The sequence below is a fragment of the Chitinophaga nivalis genome (assembly GCF_025989125.1).
GTDB lineage: Bacteria > Bacteroidota > Bacteroidia > Chitinophagales > Chitinophagaceae > Chitinophaga > Chitinophaga nivalis.
Window position 1 is genome coordinate 90,273 of sequence record NZ_JAPDNR010000001.1, and the last position, 17,347, is coordinate 107,619.

14 protein-coding genes are annotated in these 17,347 nt (G+C 48.4%); 9 read left to right on the forward strand and 5 right to left on the reverse strand.

Annotation, left to right across the window (positions count from 1 at the left end):
* Positions 1 to 8: 8 nt before the first annotated feature.
* From OL444_RS00405 to OL444_RS00420, 4 genes are all read left to right on the forward strand, one after another.
* Positions 9 to 848, forward strand: coding sequence for an MBL fold metallo-hydrolase (locus tag OL444_RS00405; RefSeq protein WP_264735231.1), 840 nt, complete (start codon positions 9 to 11; stop codon positions 846 to 848).
* A gap of 57 nt (positions 849 to 905) precedes the next feature.
* Positions 906 to 1,286 carry a co-chaperone GroES gene (locus OL444_RS00410; RefSeq protein WP_264735230.1) on the forward strand — a complete coding sequence of 127 codons (381 nt, stop codon included), beginning with the start codon at positions 906 to 908 and terminating at the stop codon, positions 1,284 to 1,286.
* Positions 1,287 to 1,430: 144 nt separating this feature from the next.
* Positions 1,431 to 2,987 carry a helicase HerA-like domain-containing protein gene (locus OL444_RS00415; RefSeq protein WP_264735229.1) on the forward strand — a complete coding sequence of 519 codons (1,557 nt, stop codon included), beginning with the start codon at positions 1,431 to 1,433 and terminating at the stop codon, positions 2,985 to 2,987.
* A 134-nt stretch (positions 2,988 to 3,121) separates the two neighbouring features.
* Positions 3,122 to 4,168 (forward strand): Gfo/Idh/MocA family oxidoreductase, encoded by a 1,047-nt coding sequence (locus tag OL444_RS00420; protein ID WP_264735228.1) that lies wholly within the window; start codon positions 3,122 to 3,124, stop codon positions 4,166 to 4,168.
* Between the two features lie 44 nt (positions 4,169 to 4,212).
* On the opposite strand, the gene OL444_RS00425 is transcribed toward OL444_RS00420, so the two are convergent.
* The gene (locus tag OL444_RS00425) at positions 4,213 to 6,114 is read right to left on the reverse strand and encodes a RecQ family ATP-dependent DNA helicase (RefSeq protein ID WP_264735227.1); all 1,902 of its coding nucleotides are present in this window, start codon (positions 6,112 to 6,114) and stop codon (positions 4,213 to 4,215) included.
* 180 nt (positions 6,115 to 6,294) lie between these two features.
* Positions 6,295 to 8,397: a heavy metal translocating P-type ATPase gene (locus OL444_RS00430; protein ID WP_264735226.1), complete on the reverse strand. Its 2,103-nt coding sequence runs from the start codon at positions 8,395 to 8,397 to the stop codon at positions 6,295 to 6,297.
* Between the two features lie 190 nt (positions 8,398 to 8,587).
* On the opposite strand from OL444_RS00430, the gene tsaE reads away from it, so the two are divergent.
* Together tsaE and OL444_RS00440 are read left to right on the forward strand one after the other, a co-directional pair.
* A complete protein-coding gene (gene tsaE / locus OL444_RS00435; protein WP_264735225.1) occupies positions 8,588 to 9,028 on the forward strand; it encodes a tRNA (adenosine(37)-N6)-threonylcarbamoyltransferase complex ATPase subunit type 1 TsaE in 441 nt (146 codons plus the stop codon).
* 41 nt (positions 9,029 to 9,069) lie between these two features.
* Entirely contained in the window at positions 9,070 to 10,287 is a 1,218-nt protein-coding gene (locus OL444_RS00440; RefSeq protein WP_264735224.1) for an alanine dehydrogenase, read from the forward strand.
* 76 nt (positions 10,288 to 10,363) lie between these two features.
* On the opposite strand, the gene OL444_RS00445 is transcribed toward OL444_RS00440, so the two are convergent.
* The 3 genes from OL444_RS00445 to OL444_RS00455 form a co-directional block, all read right to left on the reverse strand.
* Positions 10,364 to 11,164: an undecaprenyl-diphosphate phosphatase gene (locus OL444_RS00445; RefSeq protein WP_264735223.1), complete on the reverse strand. Its 801-nt coding sequence runs from the start codon at positions 11,162 to 11,164 to the stop codon at positions 10,364 to 10,366.
* Between the two features lie 77 nt (positions 11,165 to 11,241).
* Positions 11,242 to 11,523, reverse strand: coding sequence for a DUF3098 domain-containing protein (locus OL444_RS00450; protein WP_264735222.1), 282 nt, complete (start codon positions 11,521 to 11,523; stop codon positions 11,242 to 11,244).
* A gap of 39 nt (positions 11,524 to 11,562) precedes the next feature.
* Entirely contained in the window at positions 11,563 to 12,435 is an 873-nt protein-coding gene (locus OL444_RS00455) for a cell division protein FtsX (protein ID WP_264735221.1), read from the reverse strand.
* Positions 12,436 to 12,688: 253 nt separating this feature from the next.
* Between OL444_RS00455 and leuS the strand changes: the two genes are divergently transcribed.
* The 3 genes from leuS to OL444_RS00470 all read left to right on the forward strand — a co-directional run bounded on the left by leuS (position 12,689) and on the right by OL444_RS00470 (position 17,282).
* Positions 12,689 to 15,454, forward strand: a complete 2,766-nt coding sequence (gene leuS, locus OL444_RS00460; protein WP_264735220.1) for a leucine--tRNA ligase — start codon at positions 12,689 to 12,691, stop codon at positions 15,452 to 15,454.
* Between the two features lie 171 nt (positions 15,455 to 15,625).
* Positions 15,626 to 16,315: a peptidoglycan DD-metalloendopeptidase family protein gene (locus tag OL444_RS00465; protein WP_264751996.1), complete on the forward strand. Its 690-nt coding sequence runs from the start codon at positions 15,626 to 15,628 to the stop codon at positions 16,313 to 16,315.
* Between the two features lie 97 nt (positions 16,316 to 16,412).
* A complete protein-coding gene (locus OL444_RS00470) occupies positions 16,413 to 17,282 on the forward strand; it encodes an endonuclease/exonuclease/phosphatase family protein (protein ID WP_264735218.1) in 870 nt (289 codons plus the stop codon).
* Positions 17,283 to 17,347 lie beyond the last annotated feature (65 nt).

The window sequence follows — 17,347 nt, forward strand, 5'->3', positions numbered from 1 at the left end:
TCCATCCGATGAAATTATATACTATAGAAACGGGCAACTTTAAGCTGGACGGTGGCGCTATGTTTGGCGTGGTACCCAAATCCATCTGGAACAAACTGAATCCGGCTGATGACAACAACCTGTGCTCCTGGGCAATGCGTTGTTTACTGATAGAAGACGGGAAACGACTGATACTGATAGACAATGGCATCGGTGATAAACAGGACGCCAGATTCTTTAGCCATTATTACCTGCATGGCGATGCTACCCTGGATAAATCCCTCGCTGCGCACGGCTTTCACCGCGATGACATCACTGATGTGTTTCTTACACACCTGCATTTTGACCATTGTGGCGGCAGTATTATCCGGCAGGGCGATAAACTCGTTCCGGCTTTTAAAAATGCGACCTACTGGAGCAATGCAGACCACTGGAAATGGGCCACTGTTCCCAACGACCGCGAAAAGGCTTCCTTCCTGAAAGAAAATATACTGCCGATACAGGAAAGCGGACAACTCAAATTCCTGGAACATACGGAAGGTATCTCCTTCGCGGAAAATATCAGCATCCGGTTTGCCAACGGGCATACCGATGCGATGATGTTGCCGCAGATCTCCTATAAAGACAAAACCATCATCTATATGGCAGATCTGCTCCCTTCTACCGGGCATATTCCGCTTCCCTATGTGATGGCCTACGATATGTTTCCGCTGACCACCCTGCAGGAAAAGAAAAGTTTCCTCCAGGAAGCCGCGGAACAGCAATACATCCTTTACTTTGAACATGATCCGCAGGTAGAGTGCTGCCTGCTGCAACAGACAGAGAAAGGCATCCGTGCCGGCCATACCTTCCCCTTGCGGGATATATAGTAGCTGTCACTCTGTCATCCCTCCGGGGTGCTGCATTAAATTTGATATACGGTACTTATGGCAATACACATAACACCGGAAAACAAGTTGAAAAAACTGATCGTTGTTGGCGATAGGGTGCTTATAAAACCAGTTACGCCACATGAACGCACCAACAGTGGCTTATACCTGCCCCCCGGCGTGCAGGAGAGAGAAAAAGTACAGCGTGGCTATGTGATCAAAACCGGACCGGGCTACGCCATCCCCATCCCTGTGGATGAAGATGATGCCTGGAAACCGGATGAAGACAAAGTAAAATATATTCCGTTACAGGCTAAAGAAGGCGATCTGGCCATCTTCCTGGTCAATGGTTCTACGGAAGTCGTATACCAGGAAGAAACCTATTATATCGTACCGCAGGGCGCTATTCTGATGCTCGAAAGAGAAGAAGACCTGTAACCCATACCGGTCAGAAATTTATTGCTACGCATTGTGCAACAGCTAACTGTGGATCATTTCCGCCATTATCTGAGGTACAATGCGTAACTTTTTATTCACCTGAGGCAGTGATTCATTTTCGTTATCTTCATAAAAAAAAATGTCATGGCGAATCAAGATGCATTTCTGGATTATATCAAAAGCGGCTATGCTTTCAAAGGAGAACATTTCAAGCTCGGATGTGCCATGTTAAACGGGGAAGTGGTGACCGGCGCAGATGTATTCCTGCCGCTGAAAACCCTGAACCGTCATGGACTCATTGCCGGGGCTACCGGAACAGGTAAAACCAAAACCCTGCAGGTGATCGCAGAAGGCCTGAGTGATGCCAGCGTACCGGTACTGCTGATGGATATTAAAGGCGATCTTAGCGGTATTGCAGCTGCCGGTACCGACAATCCCAAAATAGCAGAACGTTACCAGAAGATCGGCGGCTCCTGGAGCCCTGCCGCCTACCCGGCCGAACTGCTATCACTGAGCCAGGAAAAAGGTGTTCGTTTACGCGCTACCGTTAGTGAATTTGGTCCGGTTCTGTTATCCAAAATTTTAGAACTCAACGATACCCAGGCAGGGCTGGTAGCCATGCTGTTCAAGTATTGCGACGATAATAAACTGCCGCTGCTCGATCTGAAAGACTTCAAAAAAGTACTCCAGTATGCCAGCGCAGAAGGTAAAGCCGACCTCGAAAAAGATTACGGCAAAATATCCACTACTTCCACCGGCACCGTGCTGCGTAAAGTAATAGAGCTGGAACAACAGGGCGCTGCCCTCTTCTTCGGAGAAAAATCCTTTGAAGTAGATGACCTGCTCCGCATCAGCGACGATGGCCGCGGTATCGTATCCATCCTGCGGGTCAACGATATACAAGACCGCCCCAAACTGTTTTCCACCTTCATGCTCAGCCTCCTGGCAGAATTATATGCGACTTTACCGGAAGAAGGCGATCTCGACAAACCCAAGCTGGTCATGTTTATTGATGAGGCTCACCTCATCTTCAATGAAGCCAGCGATGCCCTGCTCAAACAAATCGATACCATCATAAAACTGATCCGCTCCAAAGGTGTGGGTATCTTCTTCTGTACCCAAAATCCGATGGATGTACCGGCATCTGTACTCGGGCAATTAGGCCTGAAAGTGCAGCACGCCCTGCGTGCCTTTACTGCCAACGATCGTAAGGCCATCAAACAAACAGCAGAAAACTACCCGCTGTCTGACTTCTATAAAACCGATGAACTGCTCACACAGATAGGCATTGGGGAAGCGCTGATTACCTGCCTGAATGAAAAAGGTGTACCTACACCGCTCGCCGCTACCATGCTGGTATCGCCGCGTTCCCGTATGGACGTACTGTCTGCCGCTGAACTGGATAAACTGGTAGGCGACTCTAAACTGGTGAAAAAATACAGTGAGGAAATTGACAATGAAAGCGCCTACGAAATCCTCACCGCCAAACTGCAGGAAGCTGCGGAAAAAACCAGTTCCGAAGCTGCTGCTACCCCTGCCAAAGGCGGCAAGGCTAAAGAAGAAAAAGGTATCCTGGAACAAATGCTGGATAGCTCCGCTGCCAGACAGGTAGGCCGTACTGCTGCCAATGTAATCACCCGCAGCCTGCTGGGCGCACTGGGATTAGGTGGCAGAAGCAAAAAAAGCAAAAGCTGGTTCTAACTAGGTTATACTTATATTTTTCCTTTCTTTTTATAAGATGATGCTGTTTTTTTATATTTTAAACAGCATCATTCATCGCTGCCTGGCCGGCATTTACCGGATAAACAGCCGGCCGGCAACCTAAATCATTGTGTATGTCCAAAGTAATTAAAACAGGACTTTGCTCCTATGGTATGTCTGGTCAGGTGTTTCATGCCCCTTTCCTGCATGTGAACCCGGGCTTTGCATTTGCTGCAGTTGTGGAAAGAAGCAAACACCTGGCGCAGCAACGTTATCCTAACGTACAGGTATATACGTCCGTGGAAGAGATGCTGGCCGATACTTCCCTGGAGCTGATTGTAGTCAACACACCCAACTATACCCACTTTGAATATGTAAAAGCTGCCCTGGAAGCGGGGAAACATGTGATTGTGGAAAAGCCCTTCACGGTTACCGCGCAGGAAGGCGAAACACTGGCAGCCCTGGCAGCCGAAAAGGGTTTATTACTCAGCGTATATCACAATCGCCGCTACGACAACGACTATAAAATAGTAAAACAGGTACTGCAGTCCGGCGTACTGGGCGATGTATTGGAAGTAGAAATCCACTATGACCGCTTTAAGGAAGAACTCAGCTATAAAAAACATAAAGAAGGTGGATTGCCCGGCACCGGCGCCTTGTACGACCTCGGCTCCCATCTCCTCGACCAGGCTATCACCCTTTTCGGAATGCCGCCCGCTCTCTGGGCCGACATCCGCATCATCCGGAAAGACTCTGTGGTAGATGATTACTTCGAAATCGTATTATGTTATGATCAGCTGCGGGTACGGGTGAAATGTAACTACCTCGTACGGGAGCCATTACCGGCCTATCAGCTGCATGGTCGTAAAGGGTCCTTTATCAAATCTAAATCAGACATTCAGGAAGCGCAGCTGCAAAGGGGATTGTTCCCGGATAGTCCGGACTGGGGCGCGGAAGCGCCGCATGAGTGGGGGCTGCTGCATACCGAAACCGATGGCAAAACCGTGAAACAATACCTGCCAGGCACCAACGGCAACTACATGGATTATTATCAGGGTATCTACGCTGCACTGGTAAATAAAGCCGCGAATCCGGTACCGCCGGAAGATGCCATTAAAGTAATCCGGGTGATTGAAGCGGCCTTCCAAAGCAGCCGCGAAGGGAAAGTGATTCACTTATAATACTGCACGCAGCGGGTCTTTCGGGAAAAGGCCCGTTGCGTTGCTTACAGATACAAACTACCTGTTTCATTACTTTTGACCCGGCCTTCTTCCTGCAGAAATTGCAATACCTCCAACAGGTCATTCCGTTTCACATCCGGCATCTTCGTCTGCAGATCCGCCAGCAGTAATGATTGTGTGGCCAGCAAGGCAACAACGGTGTCGGCTATACGTTTAAAAGCAACGGCATCCAGCGGTGCCGCTTTCTTCTTCAAACAAATATCACATACCCCGCAAGGCGTACTATCCTTTTCTCCGAAATAGGCTACCAGCTGCTGTGTACGACAGGTATCGCGGTTGCGCACATAATTAAACATGGCTTCCAGCCGGTCGGTATATACTTTTTTGCGCAGGGCTACCCTTGTCATATTAATGCGCAGCTGCGGGGCAGACACCCGTTCCTGCAGAAAACATAGCTGTGGCTCTTCCCGGCGGGGTTCATAACGGATAATACCATACTGGTGCAGCTGTTGCAACTGCGCCGCAATATCATCATCTTCCATCAACATGATACGCCCTATCTGCCTTTCATATACCGGCACGGTGGTATCAAAGATACCTTCGTAGGTACGAAGTAAGGTTTTGATAATTTCCTCCAATACCGGATAAGCATTTTCAAATTCATACAGCGATTCCTTATTGGTCACGAAGGATGCCCGTGAAGGAAGGAACACACTTTCACTCAGCTGCAACACCCCTTCCTGTTCCAGTATCCGGATAGCGCTATAGGCAATGGTCAGGTTTACCTGAAAGGTTCTGGCAAAATCGTTGATATCAAAATCAAAGTATACGCCTTCTGCGCTGCCTACCGGTACCTGCAGGTAATTCACGATGCCCTGGTATACTTCCCGGATCTGATCCAGTGTAGGAAATTGCAGTGCAATGCGTTCGTGCATCTCCGCCAGCTCCGTTTCATTGTATAACAATACAGCGTATGCCTTCTGCTCATCGCGGCCGGCACGCCCCGCCTCCTGGTAATAAGCTTCCGGGCCATCGGGCAAATCATAGTGTACTACAATACGCACATCCGGTTTATCGATACCCATACCAAAGGCATTGGTACATACCATGATGCGTATTTCATCGTTGATCCAGGCTTCCTGCCGGGCAGCCCGTTCGGCAGGCGGCAGGCCGGCATGGTAATAACCGGCTGATATTCCCTGCAACTGCAGCAGGCTGGCTATTTCCTTGGTGCGTTTGCGGTTACGACAATATACAATACCACAGCCGGGCACACGGTCCAGGATATGTTTTACTTTATCAATTTTGGTGGTTTCTTCCAGCACACTGTACGACAGATTCGCACGGGTAAAACTTTTGGTAAATACCTGTGCTTCCTGCATCAGCAGTTTTTCGCAGATGTCTGTTTGTACTTTGGGGGTGGCGGAAGCTGTGAGTGCCAGTACCGGGGTATCCGGGAAAAAGCTGCGTATATCGGCTATCTGCAGATAGGCCGGGCGGAAATCGTAGCCCCACTGCGAAATACAGTGCGCCTCATCTACCGCAATCAGGTTTACCGGCAGGCCGTCACAATAGGTCTGAAACAGTTTGCTTTGCAGTCTTTCCGGAGATACATACAAAAACTTGCAACCACCCCGGCGGGCCGCTTCCAACACTCTTTCCACATCCTTGTACAGCATACCGGAGTAGATGGAATAGGCAGTAATCCCTCTTTTTTTGAGGTTGGCTACCTGGTCTTTCATGAGCGCAATGAGGGGCGTCACCACCAGGCAAAGACCGGGTTTCATCATGGCAGGCACCTGAAAACAAATGGATTTTCCACCACCCGTAGGTAACAACGCCAGCGTATCCCTGCCAGCAAGGATCGCGTTCACAATATCTTCCTGCAGCGGCCGGAACTGGTTATAACCCCAGTATTGCTGCAGTATCTCAACAGGTGTATGCAATGTTTTTGGTAACTGGTTGGATGCGAAGATAACACAAAGCGCAAAATGGGCGGGCACAGAAAGCAGGTATAAAAGAAACAGGCATCTTCCTGAAAGTTTACAACAAGATGATCATCTCCCGTAAACAGACAATAAGATACCTGATTTCCTGCACTTGTTTTAAATACTATCTGCTATTAACTACAAGACATTTTTATAACGTAACCGTACGGAGTTAATGGCCAGTACTACATCTGAAAGGCCCATCACTCCCGCGCCCACAATGGGATTCAGTAATCCCAGTGCCGCAACCGGTATCGCCACTACGTTGTAGATGAAGGCCCAGAAAAGGTTCTGCCGGATGGTCTGGTAGGTATGTTTGCCCAAACCCAGCGCCAGGGGCAAGGTACCCAGGTTATTATTGAGCAATACCACATTGGCGCTTTGCATGGCCACCTGTGTCGCATCGCTGAGGGAAATACCAATCGTGGCTTTGGCCAGGGCAGGTGCATCATTGATGCCATCGCCCACCATCGCAGTGGGCGCTTCTTTCATAAAAGCATCTATCTGTTGCAGCTTTTGTTCCGGAGACTGTTCAGCATATACAGCTGTAATGCCCAGTTTTTCTGCCAGTTCCTGGCATTTACGGCGGGTATCGCCGCTTAACAACACCGGTTTGATACCGGCTGTTTTCAGTTGCTGTATCATGGTGGCCGCTTCCGGTCTGATTTCATCGATGAAATCAATCCATCCCGCCAGCTGTCCGTTTTTCAGGAGGTACAGGTTATGGCTGTCGTCTGTAGCTGCACCACCCGCCATTCTGAAAGAGCCCAGCTGCCATTCATTACCGGCTTTATCGTGTGCCCGCATGCCCAGTCCTTTGTGTTCACGTACCTGTTGTAAAGGCACTTCTCCGGCGCCTTTCCACAGGCCGGCAATCGCACGGGCAATGGGGTGAGAAGAATATTTTTCGAGACTATATACGATCTGCCGGAAAGCTTCATCCGTCATATCAAAAAACTGATACGCGCCCATTTGCAGTTTGCCGGTTGTTAAGGTACCTGTTTTATCAAATACCACCTGCCGGATATCTTTAAACAACTCCAGGGTATGCCCGCCTTTGATCAGGATCCCGTTTTTGGCAGCGCGTCCCAGTCCTACCATCACGGCCGCCGGCGTAGCCAGTCCCATGGCGCAGGGGCAGGCAATCACGAGCACGGCTACACTCCGCATCATGGCTACAGCAAAAGGCGTATGTCCGATGAAGTACCAGCCCAGGAAAGTGAGGATGGCAATGCTCAATACCAGTGGTACAAAAACAGCGCTGATCCGGTCTGCCAGCCGCTGCATCGGAGCTTTATCGTTCTGTGCCTGTCTTACCAGCTCAATGATATAGGACAGTACGGTATCCTTACCTGTGGCGGTGATATATACTTTGATACTCCCCTCTTCCAGGATGGTGCCACCGATGACTTTATCCTTTTCCTGTTTGCTGACAGGGGTGCTTTCGCCGGTGATCATGGATTCATTGATGTGGCCACTCCCCCAATAAATGGTGCCATCCATGGGAATTTTATCGCCGGTATTTACCAATACACAATTGCCGGGACGCAGGGCGCGGTTATCTACTTCATGAATATGTTCGTGCCCGTGGTCTGTATTAATCAGGCGCGCAGTGGTGACCTGCATTTTCGCCAGTTCAGCGATAGCCGTAGTGGTTTGTTTCACTGACTTTTCCTCCAGCAGATTACCCAGGAATACGAGGGTGATAATAGCTGCTGTGGTTTCAAAAAACATATAGTCGCTGTTGCCGTATACGACGGTACCAACAAAGCTGTATCCAAAAGCAGCGGTAGCGCCCAGGGCAACCAGTACGTCCATATTGGCCATCCGGTTCATCAGCGACCGGAAGGCGCTCCGGCCGAAGTGCCACATGCCGGTGAGGTATACCGGCAGGGTAAGTGCACATTGTACCCAGGGGTTATGGAGCCACGACCAATTAACCCACATATGCAACAGCAACGGGGCCGTGAATATCAGGCAAAAGAAAAATTTAAAAGTAAGCGTAGTATAGATTGGTTGGCGAACTGCCTTGTCTTCCGGCAGTACCACCCGGTACCCCATCTGGTTAATTCCCTGCAGCACTTCTTTGGAATCTGCTCCGGCGGGAGCCGTAAAGCTAACCTCTTCCGTAGCAAAACTAACGTGTACGTCCTGCATGCCTTTTTTCTCCAGGTATTTGGATAAGCTCATCGCGCAACTGGTGCAATGCATACCTTCTACCTTGCAACTGATTGGTGTCATTTGTCATCTTTTATCCTGCTTACAAAGGTATCGGTTGCCACTTTACATCATAAAAATATTAATGCAACCTGGAAGCGAAAAGCGGGGCATTCCAGCCCCAAAATGCAAAGTATCAGGCCCTTCCGGGCAAAGACATAAATCGGTCATATTTCCTTGTATTTTGCTTCATCCTTTATGCTTATTTTTGGGAATGCAATGGATTTTTACGTTGGACCAACTACCGGAAACCGCCTGTCAGTTCTGGGAATATTTCGCTGATAAACATGTATTTACCCTGGATGGACCTATGGGGGCCGGAAAAACAACACTGGTGAAAGCGCTGTGTGAAGCCCGGGGAGTGCAGGATGCCACTGCCAGTCCCACCTTTTCGATTATCAATGAATATACCGGCCAGGATACATCAGGACAACCCTGCCGTATTTACCACCTGGACCTGTATCGGTTGAAAGACCTGGAAGATGCTATCAGTGCGGGCGTAGAAGAAACCCTTTACCAGCCGCATGCCATCAGCTTTGTGGAGTGGCCGGACATCATCGCCCCGCTCCTCCCGCCGGATGCCATACATCTGCAGCTGGAAGTACAGCCGGACCAAAAAAGGGTATTGCGCGAAATCGCTGCATCTGCCAAATAGTGTATCTTTGAATACTTCGATTTAAAAATTCAAAACCGTATATGGAGCCAAGGCAAAAACCTGTAGTGAGTGCTGGTTTTACTTATTCACCACTGGAAGAAACGCTGGACATACCACAAAAAAATTCCCGTTTGTTTATTGGTATTCCCAAAGAAACATCCTTCCAGGAAAACCGTATTGCCCTTACACCGGATGCAGTCAGCATTTTAGCTGCACACGGTCATCATGTAGTGGTAGAACATAAAGCCGGCGACGGATCGCATTACTACGACACGGACTATTCGGAAGCCGGTGCAGAGATCGTATATGATAAAAAAGAAGTTTTCAAAGCGGAGATCATCGTTAAATCAGCCCCGCTGAACGACGATGAAATTGAATTACTGCATCCGCACCAGATCGTTATTTCCCCTATTCACCTTGCTGCCCTGAAAGCACAGCAGGTACAGAAAATGATGGATAAACGCATCACCCTCCTCTCCTTTGAAAACCTGAAAGACGATGCCGGCACCTATCCGATTGTAAGAGCCATGAGTGAAATTGCCGGGGCAGCCGTGATGCTGATTGCCGGACAATACCTCAGCAACGACAACAAAGGAAAAGGCATTCTGCTGGGAGGTATCACCGGTATCCCACCCACCAAAGTAGTGATCATCGGCGCTGGCATTGTAGGCGAATTTGCTGCCCGTACCGCACTGGCATTGGGTTCTTCCGTTAAAGTGTTCGACAACAACATCTATAAACTGAAACGGTTGCAAAACAATATCGGTGTACGTGTATTCACTTCCGTTATTCAGCCCAAAGTGCTGGCAGAACAGCTGCGTAATGCAGATGTGGCGGTAGGTGCCCTCTCTTCACAAAGTGGCCGTACCCCCGTAGTAGTCAGTGAATCAATGGTCAGCAATATGAAAGCAGGATCAGTGATTGTAGATGTCAGCATCGACCGGGGTGGTTGTTTTGAAACCTCTGAAATCACCAGCCACGAAAATCCTGTGTTTAAAAAATATGATGTGGTTCACTATTGTGTACCCAATATCCCTTCCGGGTTTGCCCGCACGGCGTCGGAAGCCATCAGCAATGTGCTGATGCCGCTGCTCGTGGAAGCCGCCGATGATGGTGGTTTTGAAAACCTGGTATGGATCAAGCGGGGGGTACGTAATGGCATTTACCTGTATAAAGGCGCCCTCACGAACTATCATTTAAGCGAGAAATTCAAATTAAAGTACACCGACCTGGAACTGTTACTGGCAGTGAAAGGATAAGGTAACCGGTATTTCCGGCAATAAAAAGCGGCTGACAGATACCTGTCAGCCGCTTTCTTATTGTTATTTACGATGCTTAAACTTCCAGGGTATAGCCCATCATCATGGCTACCAGGATAATCAATCCCACTACAATACGGTAGTATCCCCACATCTTAAAACCATATTTCTTTAAGGCGCCGATAAAAAACTTAATGGCACCCATCGCCACTAAAAAGGCCACCACATTACCGATCAGCAGCAGTTTCAGGTTTTCCGGGTGTGCCAGCAGCAATTCACGGCCTTTCAGCAGTTTATAACCCGTAGCCGCCGCCATGGTAGGAACAGCCAGGAAAAAGGAAAATTCGGCCGCCACATTGCGGGTGAGCTTTTGCTGCATACCACCGATAATGGAGGCTGCACTGCGGCTTACCCCCGGCACCAGTGCCAGACACTGGAAAAAGCCGATACGCAGGGCGGTAAACATGCTGATCTTTTCATCCGTATCAATGGTTCCTTCCTTAAACCAGTTATCTACAAACAGCAGGATGATACCTCCCAGCAACAGGGTAATGGCTACTGTCAGCGGGCTTTCCAGCATTTTATCGATCATGTCGCTGAACAGGTATCCGCTGATGAGGGCAGGTAATACGGCTACCGCCAGTTTCAGATAGAAATTGAGCCGGTTTTTGTCAAATACAAAAAATTTCTTCCAGTATAATACTACTACTGCGAGGATAGCGCCCAACTGGATCACTACTTCAAACAGTTTGGTAAATTCATCTTTGCTGATCCCCAGCAAAGAGCTTACGATAATCATATGTCCGGTGGAGGAAATGGGCAGGAATTCCGTTAGCCCTTCTACAATGGCAATGATAATAGCCTGAAAAACATTCATTGAAATCGGGTATGGTTAAAAGTTAAAAAAAAAGCGATGATTGTGTCATCGCTAAATATTTTATCCGTATTGGGGCATTATGCCTTGGGCTTTGGACGGTGCATAATGGCATATACTTCTACCAGCAGACCCAGGACAATAACGATTGGCGCCAGGGTAATTCTGCGGAAACTATATACCTCTTCCGGCTTAAAGCTGTTGGGATCGGAGGAGCTACCACCCATCATGAGGAGGAAGCCCAGTGCTACCACTATAACCCCTGCCAGCATAAATTTGTAGTTTTCTTTCGGAAAAATCGGCTTGTTATCTACCTCCGGATTAACGGTTGTTCCGGCAGTTTTAATAGTTTCTTTAGCCATAGTGTAATGATTATAGATCTTGCTGTTAAAGATGTTGAATTAATACAAGTCGTCCAGTTTCAGGCGGAGGTATTTCATCACGGAGCGGTGTGTGCTGACCAGTGATATACAAATACCGATGATGATCATCCCGATAAACAGCACAGCTATCATCAGGTTATCCCGTAAACCGGCCAGTTCCGGCAGTACCTTATCTGAAAACGACATGATACCCATCAGTCCTGCAATGGCAATCAGCGCACTGATAGCGCCATTGGCAATGCTACGCAGGTCAAACGGCTTGGCAATAAACCAGCGGGTAGCGCCTACCATCTGCATGGTCTTGATCAGGAAACGGTTGCTGAACATCGCCAGACGGATGGTGTTGTCGATGAGGAAAATCACCACCAATGCCAGTAAACCGCTGATGATCAGGATCACCAATCCTATCTTGTTGACGTTCTCATTCAGTTTACTAACGAGGGTACGCTGATAGGAAATCTCCCGGACAATGCTTTGTTTGGAGAGATTGGCCTCAATAATTTTCAGACTGTCAGTATTAACATAACTGGCATTTGCCTTTATGTTAATGCTGCTATACAGCGGATTGTACTGCAACAGGGTGATAAAGTCCTCTCCAAAGTCTTTCTGGAAGCGTTTAGCCGCCATATCCTTGGATACATATTCAATGGACTTGATATATGGTTTCTGCGCAATAGAGTCGCGCAGGGCCAATGCCTGATTTTCTTTTACGTTGTCCCTCAGTATTACCTGTACCTCAATGCTTTCCTTAAAATACACGCTCAGCTTATTTGCATGTATGACCACCACACCCAGTGTGCCCAGTAAAAACAATACCAGTGCTACACCAATGATGGAGTACAGGTAGGAAGGTTTCGACTTCTTTGCTGATGATTTCCCGGATTGCGCCATTAATCTGCAGTTTATCGGCGAAAATAATAAAAATTAGTAGTTATGTATTTAATTTTGCCAGCCAGTTGCTATAACCGGCAGAATTAATGGCAATTTATACAGATGTATGGGTTTGGCATTGCTGTATTAATGATTTTAACATTATTTTGCTTAACTGGCATCTCGTCATATTTAAAATTATAACTGATAACGCAGTAATTCCCGGATCTATTGTCTGACAAATCCGGCTATCTACTGCTCATCTACAACTGATATGGAATACAATTTCAGGGCAATCGAAAAAAAATGGCAGGAACAATGGGCAGCATCCCATGCTTACCGGGTAAGCAATGACAGCCCCAAACCGAAATGTTATGTTTTGGATATGTTCCCCTATCCTTCCGGTGCCGGCCTGCACGTAGGCCATCCGCTGGGATACATCGCTACGGACATCTATGCGCGTTATAAAAGGCTAAAAGGATATAATGTGCTGCATACCATGGGCTATGATGCCTTTGGTTTGCCGGCAGAACAGTATGCGATGGAAACCGGCCAGCATCCGGCAGTTACCACCGCAGCCAATATCAATGCCTTCCGCACACAGCTGGATAACATTGGCTTTTGTTACGACTGGGAGCGTGAAATCAATACCAGCGACCCATCGTACTACAAATGGACCCAATGGATTTTCCTGCAGATCTTCGAAAGCTGGTACAACCGGGTTACGCAGAAAGCGACGCCTATCAGCGAGCTGGTAGCCATCTTTGAAAAAGAAGGTAATACCGCGCACATATGCCCCGGCGACCGTAACATACAATTTACCGCCGCACAATGGCAGGCATATACTGAAAAGGAACAACGCGATATTCTCATGCAATACCGCCTGGCCTTCCTCGCCTATGCAGAAGTGAACTGGTGCGCTGCCCTCGGCACCGTACTGGCCAACGATGAAGTGGTAAACGGCGTCAGTGAACGTGGTGGCTACCCTGTCGTGAAAAAGAAAATGCGGCAATGGTTCCTCCGGATCACCGAATATGCCAACCGTCTCCTGGAAGGTCTGGAGACAGTGTCTTTCAGCGATGCGATGAAAGAAATGCAACGTAACTGGATCGGTAAGAGCCAGGGCGCAGAAATTAAATTCGCCGTGAAAAACAGTACGGAACAGGTGGAAGTATACACCACCCGTCCTGATACCATCTTTGGCGTAGACTTCATCGTAATTGCCCCGGAACACGAGCTGGTACAGCAAATTACCACACCGGAGCAACAGACAGCCATACAGGAATACCTCGATTACGTACAAAGCCGTTCCGAACGTGAACGCATGGCAGATGTAAAACAGGTAACCGGTTGTTTCACCGGCGCCTATGCCATCAATCCGTTCGATGGCCGCGAAATTCCGGTATGGATTGCAGAATATGTACTGGCAGGCTACGGCACCGGCGCCATCATGGCAGTGCCCTGCGGCGACCAGCGCGACTTTGGCTTTGCCCGTCACTTCAATATCCCCATTACCAACATTATCGGCGATGCCTTTAATGGCGAAGAAGCCAATTCCACCAAAGAGGCCACCCTGCAAAACAGTGGCTTCCTGGATGGTACAGCCATGAAACCCGCTATGGACATCGTGATCAGCAAGCTGGAAGAAATGGGCATCGGCAAACGCCAGATCAACTACAAAATGCGTGATGCCGGCTTTAGCCGTCAACGTTACTGGGGCGAACCTTTCCCCATCATCTATAAAGATGGTATTCCCTATGCGATGGAAGAAAAAGACCTGCCGCTGGAATTACCACATGTAGATGAATATAAACCGGGAGAAGAAGGAGAAGGTCCGCTGGCCAATATCACCGACTGGGTAAACATTGCACCGGATGTTAAACGGGAAACCAACACCATGCCTGGTTATGCCGGCAGCAGCTGGTACTTCCTCCGGTACATGGACCCGCATAATAAAACCACCTTTGCAGACCGCAAGGCTACTGATTACTGGAACCAGGTGGATGTATATGTAGGCGGTACGGAACATGCCGTAGGCCACCTGCTGTACTCCCGGCTGTGGACCAAAGTACTGTATGACCTGGGACACATTGGTTTTGAAGAGCCATTCAAATCCCTCATCAACCAGGGTATGATCGGTGGCAGCTCCAGACTGGTATACCGTATACGCGGCACTCACCAGTTTGTTTCCCATGGCCTGAAAGACCAGTACGAAACCGATGAACTGCATGTGGATGTGAATATCGTAGATGGGGTGGAACTGGATACCGAAGCACTGAAAAAGTGGAAACCGGATTTTGAGAACGCCACCTTTATACTGGAAGATGGTAAATACATCTGTGGTGTACAGCTCGAAAAAATGAGTAAGCGTTTATTCAATACCGTTAACCCGAATGACCTCGTGGAAAAATACGGCGCGGATACTTTCCGTATGTATGAAATGTTCCTGGGTCCGGTAGAACAGTCTAAACCCTGGGATACCAAAGGGATTGAAGGGGTACACCGCTTCCTGAAAAAACTGTGGCGGCTTTTTGCAGATGAGCAGAAAGGTATCCTGGTGAATGAACAGGCAGCTACGCCGGAAGAGCTGAAAATCCTGCACAAAACCATCAACAAAATAGATCATGATACCAACGGGTTCTCCTATAACACCGCGGTGAGCCAGTTCATGATCTGTGTGAATGAGCTGTCTTCCCTGCGTTGCCACAAACGCAGCATCCTGGAACCAGTGCTGATATTACTGACACCGTATGCGCCGCATCTGTGTGAAGAACTGTGGCAATACCTGGGACACAATGAAAGCATTCTGAATGCACCTTATCCGGTGTATGATGAAGCCCATACCAGGGAAAGTACTTTCAACTACCCGATTGCGGTAAACGGTAAAACCCGTGCCGAAATGGGTATTGCGCTGGATGCCGCCAACGAGGCCATTGAGCAGGAAGTACTGGCCAATGAAGCCGTGCAGAAATGGCTGGAAGGTAAAACACCTAAAAAGATCATTATCGTAAAAGGCCGGATGATCAACGTGGTGATCTAATCTGCTTTTTATTCCTCTTATTCCGAACGGTAGCGTATTGCAAGTCTGTAATATGCTACCGTTCTGCTTTTAGCCCCTGCTCCGCTTCTCTTTTCTGCTGCTGGTACAGACTTGATTATTTTATAAACAAATTAATATTTATATTTAGATGAAATACAGCTGTCTGAAGATATGTTACCGGAGATATTAAAACAATATCAATCCTCCTTTAAACCCGTGATCCCTCTCCTGTCAGAAGAGGAACAGTTACTGGTTATGGATTTCACCGCCAATAATACCACCCTCAACAAAACCATTCTGGCAGACATTCAAAAATTCAGCCGGTATATCAACAACACGTTGGAGCAAGGCGGCTGCCGGTTGGGCATCGGAGGTTATGGCGAACACCGGACCATTTATGCGGTAAGTCCGCATTTCGATGCCGGTGAAGAACCCCGGCGATTACACCTGGGAGTGGATATCTGGGGGCCTGCGGGCACGCCGGTATTTAATCCGCTCAACGGGCATGTACATAGTTTCCGCTTTAATGATCATTTCGGGGATTATGGCGCTACTATCATCCTGCAGCATACGCTGTCCGGACATACCTTTCACGTGTTATACGGGCATCTCAGCATCTCCAGTCTGAAAGGGCTATACGAAAATATGCCCATCGCCGGCGGACATCTCCTGGCACATTTTGGTACGCCGGCAGAAAACGGTGGCTGGCCGCCGCACCTGCACTGCCAGATCATCGAAGACATGCAAAATCTGCGGGGCGATTACCCGGGTGTATGCCGGTACAGCGAGCGGGAAAAATACCTGCAGAACTGCCCTGATCCCGACCTGATACTCCGTTTAGGCAGGCATACCCACGGCTGATGCCTTGTTCCGGCAGATGATCAAATTATCAAGTCTTTTTCAGGAAGATGACTTTCTCGGATGCAGGTATTACTTTTATATGCTAAATCGTTATAGTATGATCAAGTTATGGTTATCAGCTATCTGTGGCCTGATGATAACAGGCACGGTGGTAGCCCAGGCGCCGTTGGAAGTAATGACCTTCAACATCCGGCTGAACACTCCTAAGGACAGCTTAAATGCCTGGCCTCACCGCAAGGAATATGTAGCGGCAGAAATATTATTCCATCATGCGGGCATTGTGGGCGTACAGGAAGCCCTGTATGATCAGATGCAGGATTTACAACAACGGCTCCCGCAATATAAATATATTGGCATCGGCCGGGAAGATGGCCGGACAAAAGGAGAGTTTTCTGCGATATTCTATGATACCACACGTTTGCAGCTGCTGAAAAATGAAACGTTCTGGTTATCCGAAACACCGGCTGTTCCAGGCAGTATTGGCTGGGATGCGGCCATTACCCGTATTGTTACCTGGGGCCAGTTCAAGGATAAAAAAAGCAATAAAATATTCTATCATTTCAATACCCACTTCGATCACATGGGTAAGATAGCGCGCCGCGAAAGTGCCAAGTTTCTGCTGCAACAGGTACATCAGATAGCGGGCAAAACACCGGCAGTCATTACCGGCGATTTCAATGCCACGCCTGACGACGAACCAATCCAGGTGGTTATGGACCCTAACAATCCATTACACTTCACCGATAGTAAAGCTATTAGTCAAACGCCGCATTACGGGCCGGAAGGCACTTTTAACGGGTGGCACATAGCGGAAACGTCCAATCAGCCGATTGATTATATTTTCCTGAAAGGTAATTTCCGGGTACGTAAACATGCCAGCATCTCACAGACCTGGGGTGGGCGGTATGCATCCGATCACTTTGCCGTATACAGTGAATTGCAATTCCAGGCAGCAGTAATGCCTTAAAATGAACGGAGGTATATGAAGATCGACTTCATATACCTCCGTTCATTTTTAATGTCTTTGAAAGC

Bases quoted from the DNA above. Each gene is read 5' to 3' on its own strand.
- OL444_RS00405 (WP_264735231.1), top strand. From the start codon at position 9: ATGAAATTATATACTATAGAAACGGGCAACTTTAAGCTGGACGGTGGC.
- OL444_RS00410 (WP_264735230.1), top strand. From the start codon at position 906: ATGGCAATACACATAACACCGGAAAACAAGTTGAAAAAACTGATCGTT.
- OL444_RS00415 (WP_264735229.1), top strand. From the start codon at position 1,431: ATGGCGAATCAAGATGCATTTCTGGATTATATCAAAAGCGGCTATGCT.
- OL444_RS00420 (WP_264735228.1), top strand. From the start codon at position 3,122: ATGTCCAAAGTAATTAAAACAGGACTTTGCTCCTATGGTATGTCTGGT.
- OL444_RS00430 (WP_264735226.1), bottom strand. From the start codon at position 8,397: ATGACACCAATCAGTTGCAAGGTAGAAGGTATGCATTGCACCAGTTGC.
- tsaE (WP_264735225.1), top strand. From the start codon at position 8,588: ATGCAATGGATTTTTACGTTGGACCAACTACCGGAAACCGCCTGTCAG.
- OL444_RS00440 (WP_264735224.1), top strand. From the start codon at position 9,070: ATGGAGCCAAGGCAAAAACCTGTAGTGAGTGCTGGTTTTACTTATTCA.
- OL444_RS00445 (WP_264735223.1), bottom strand. From the start codon at position 11,164: ATGAATGTTTTTCAGGCTATTATCATTGCCATTGTAGAAGGGCTAACG.
- OL444_RS00450 (WP_264735222.1), bottom strand. From the start codon at position 11,523: ATGGCTAAAGAAACTATTAAAACTGCCGGAACAACCGTTAATCCGGAG.
- OL444_RS00455 (WP_264735221.1), bottom strand. From the start codon at position 12,435: ATGGCGCAATCCGGGAAATCATCAGCAAAGAAGTCGAAACCTTCCTAC.
- leuS (WP_264735220.1), top strand. From the start codon at position 12,689: ATGGAATACAATTTCAGGGCAATCGAAAAAAAATGGCAGGAACAATGG.
- OL444_RS00465 (WP_264751996.1), top strand. From the start codon at position 15,626: ATGTTACCGGAGATATTAAAACAATATCAATCCTCCTTTAAACCCGTG.
- OL444_RS00470 (WP_264735218.1), top strand. From the start codon at position 16,413: ATGATCAAGTTATGGTTATCAGCTATCTGTGGCCTGATGATAACAGGC.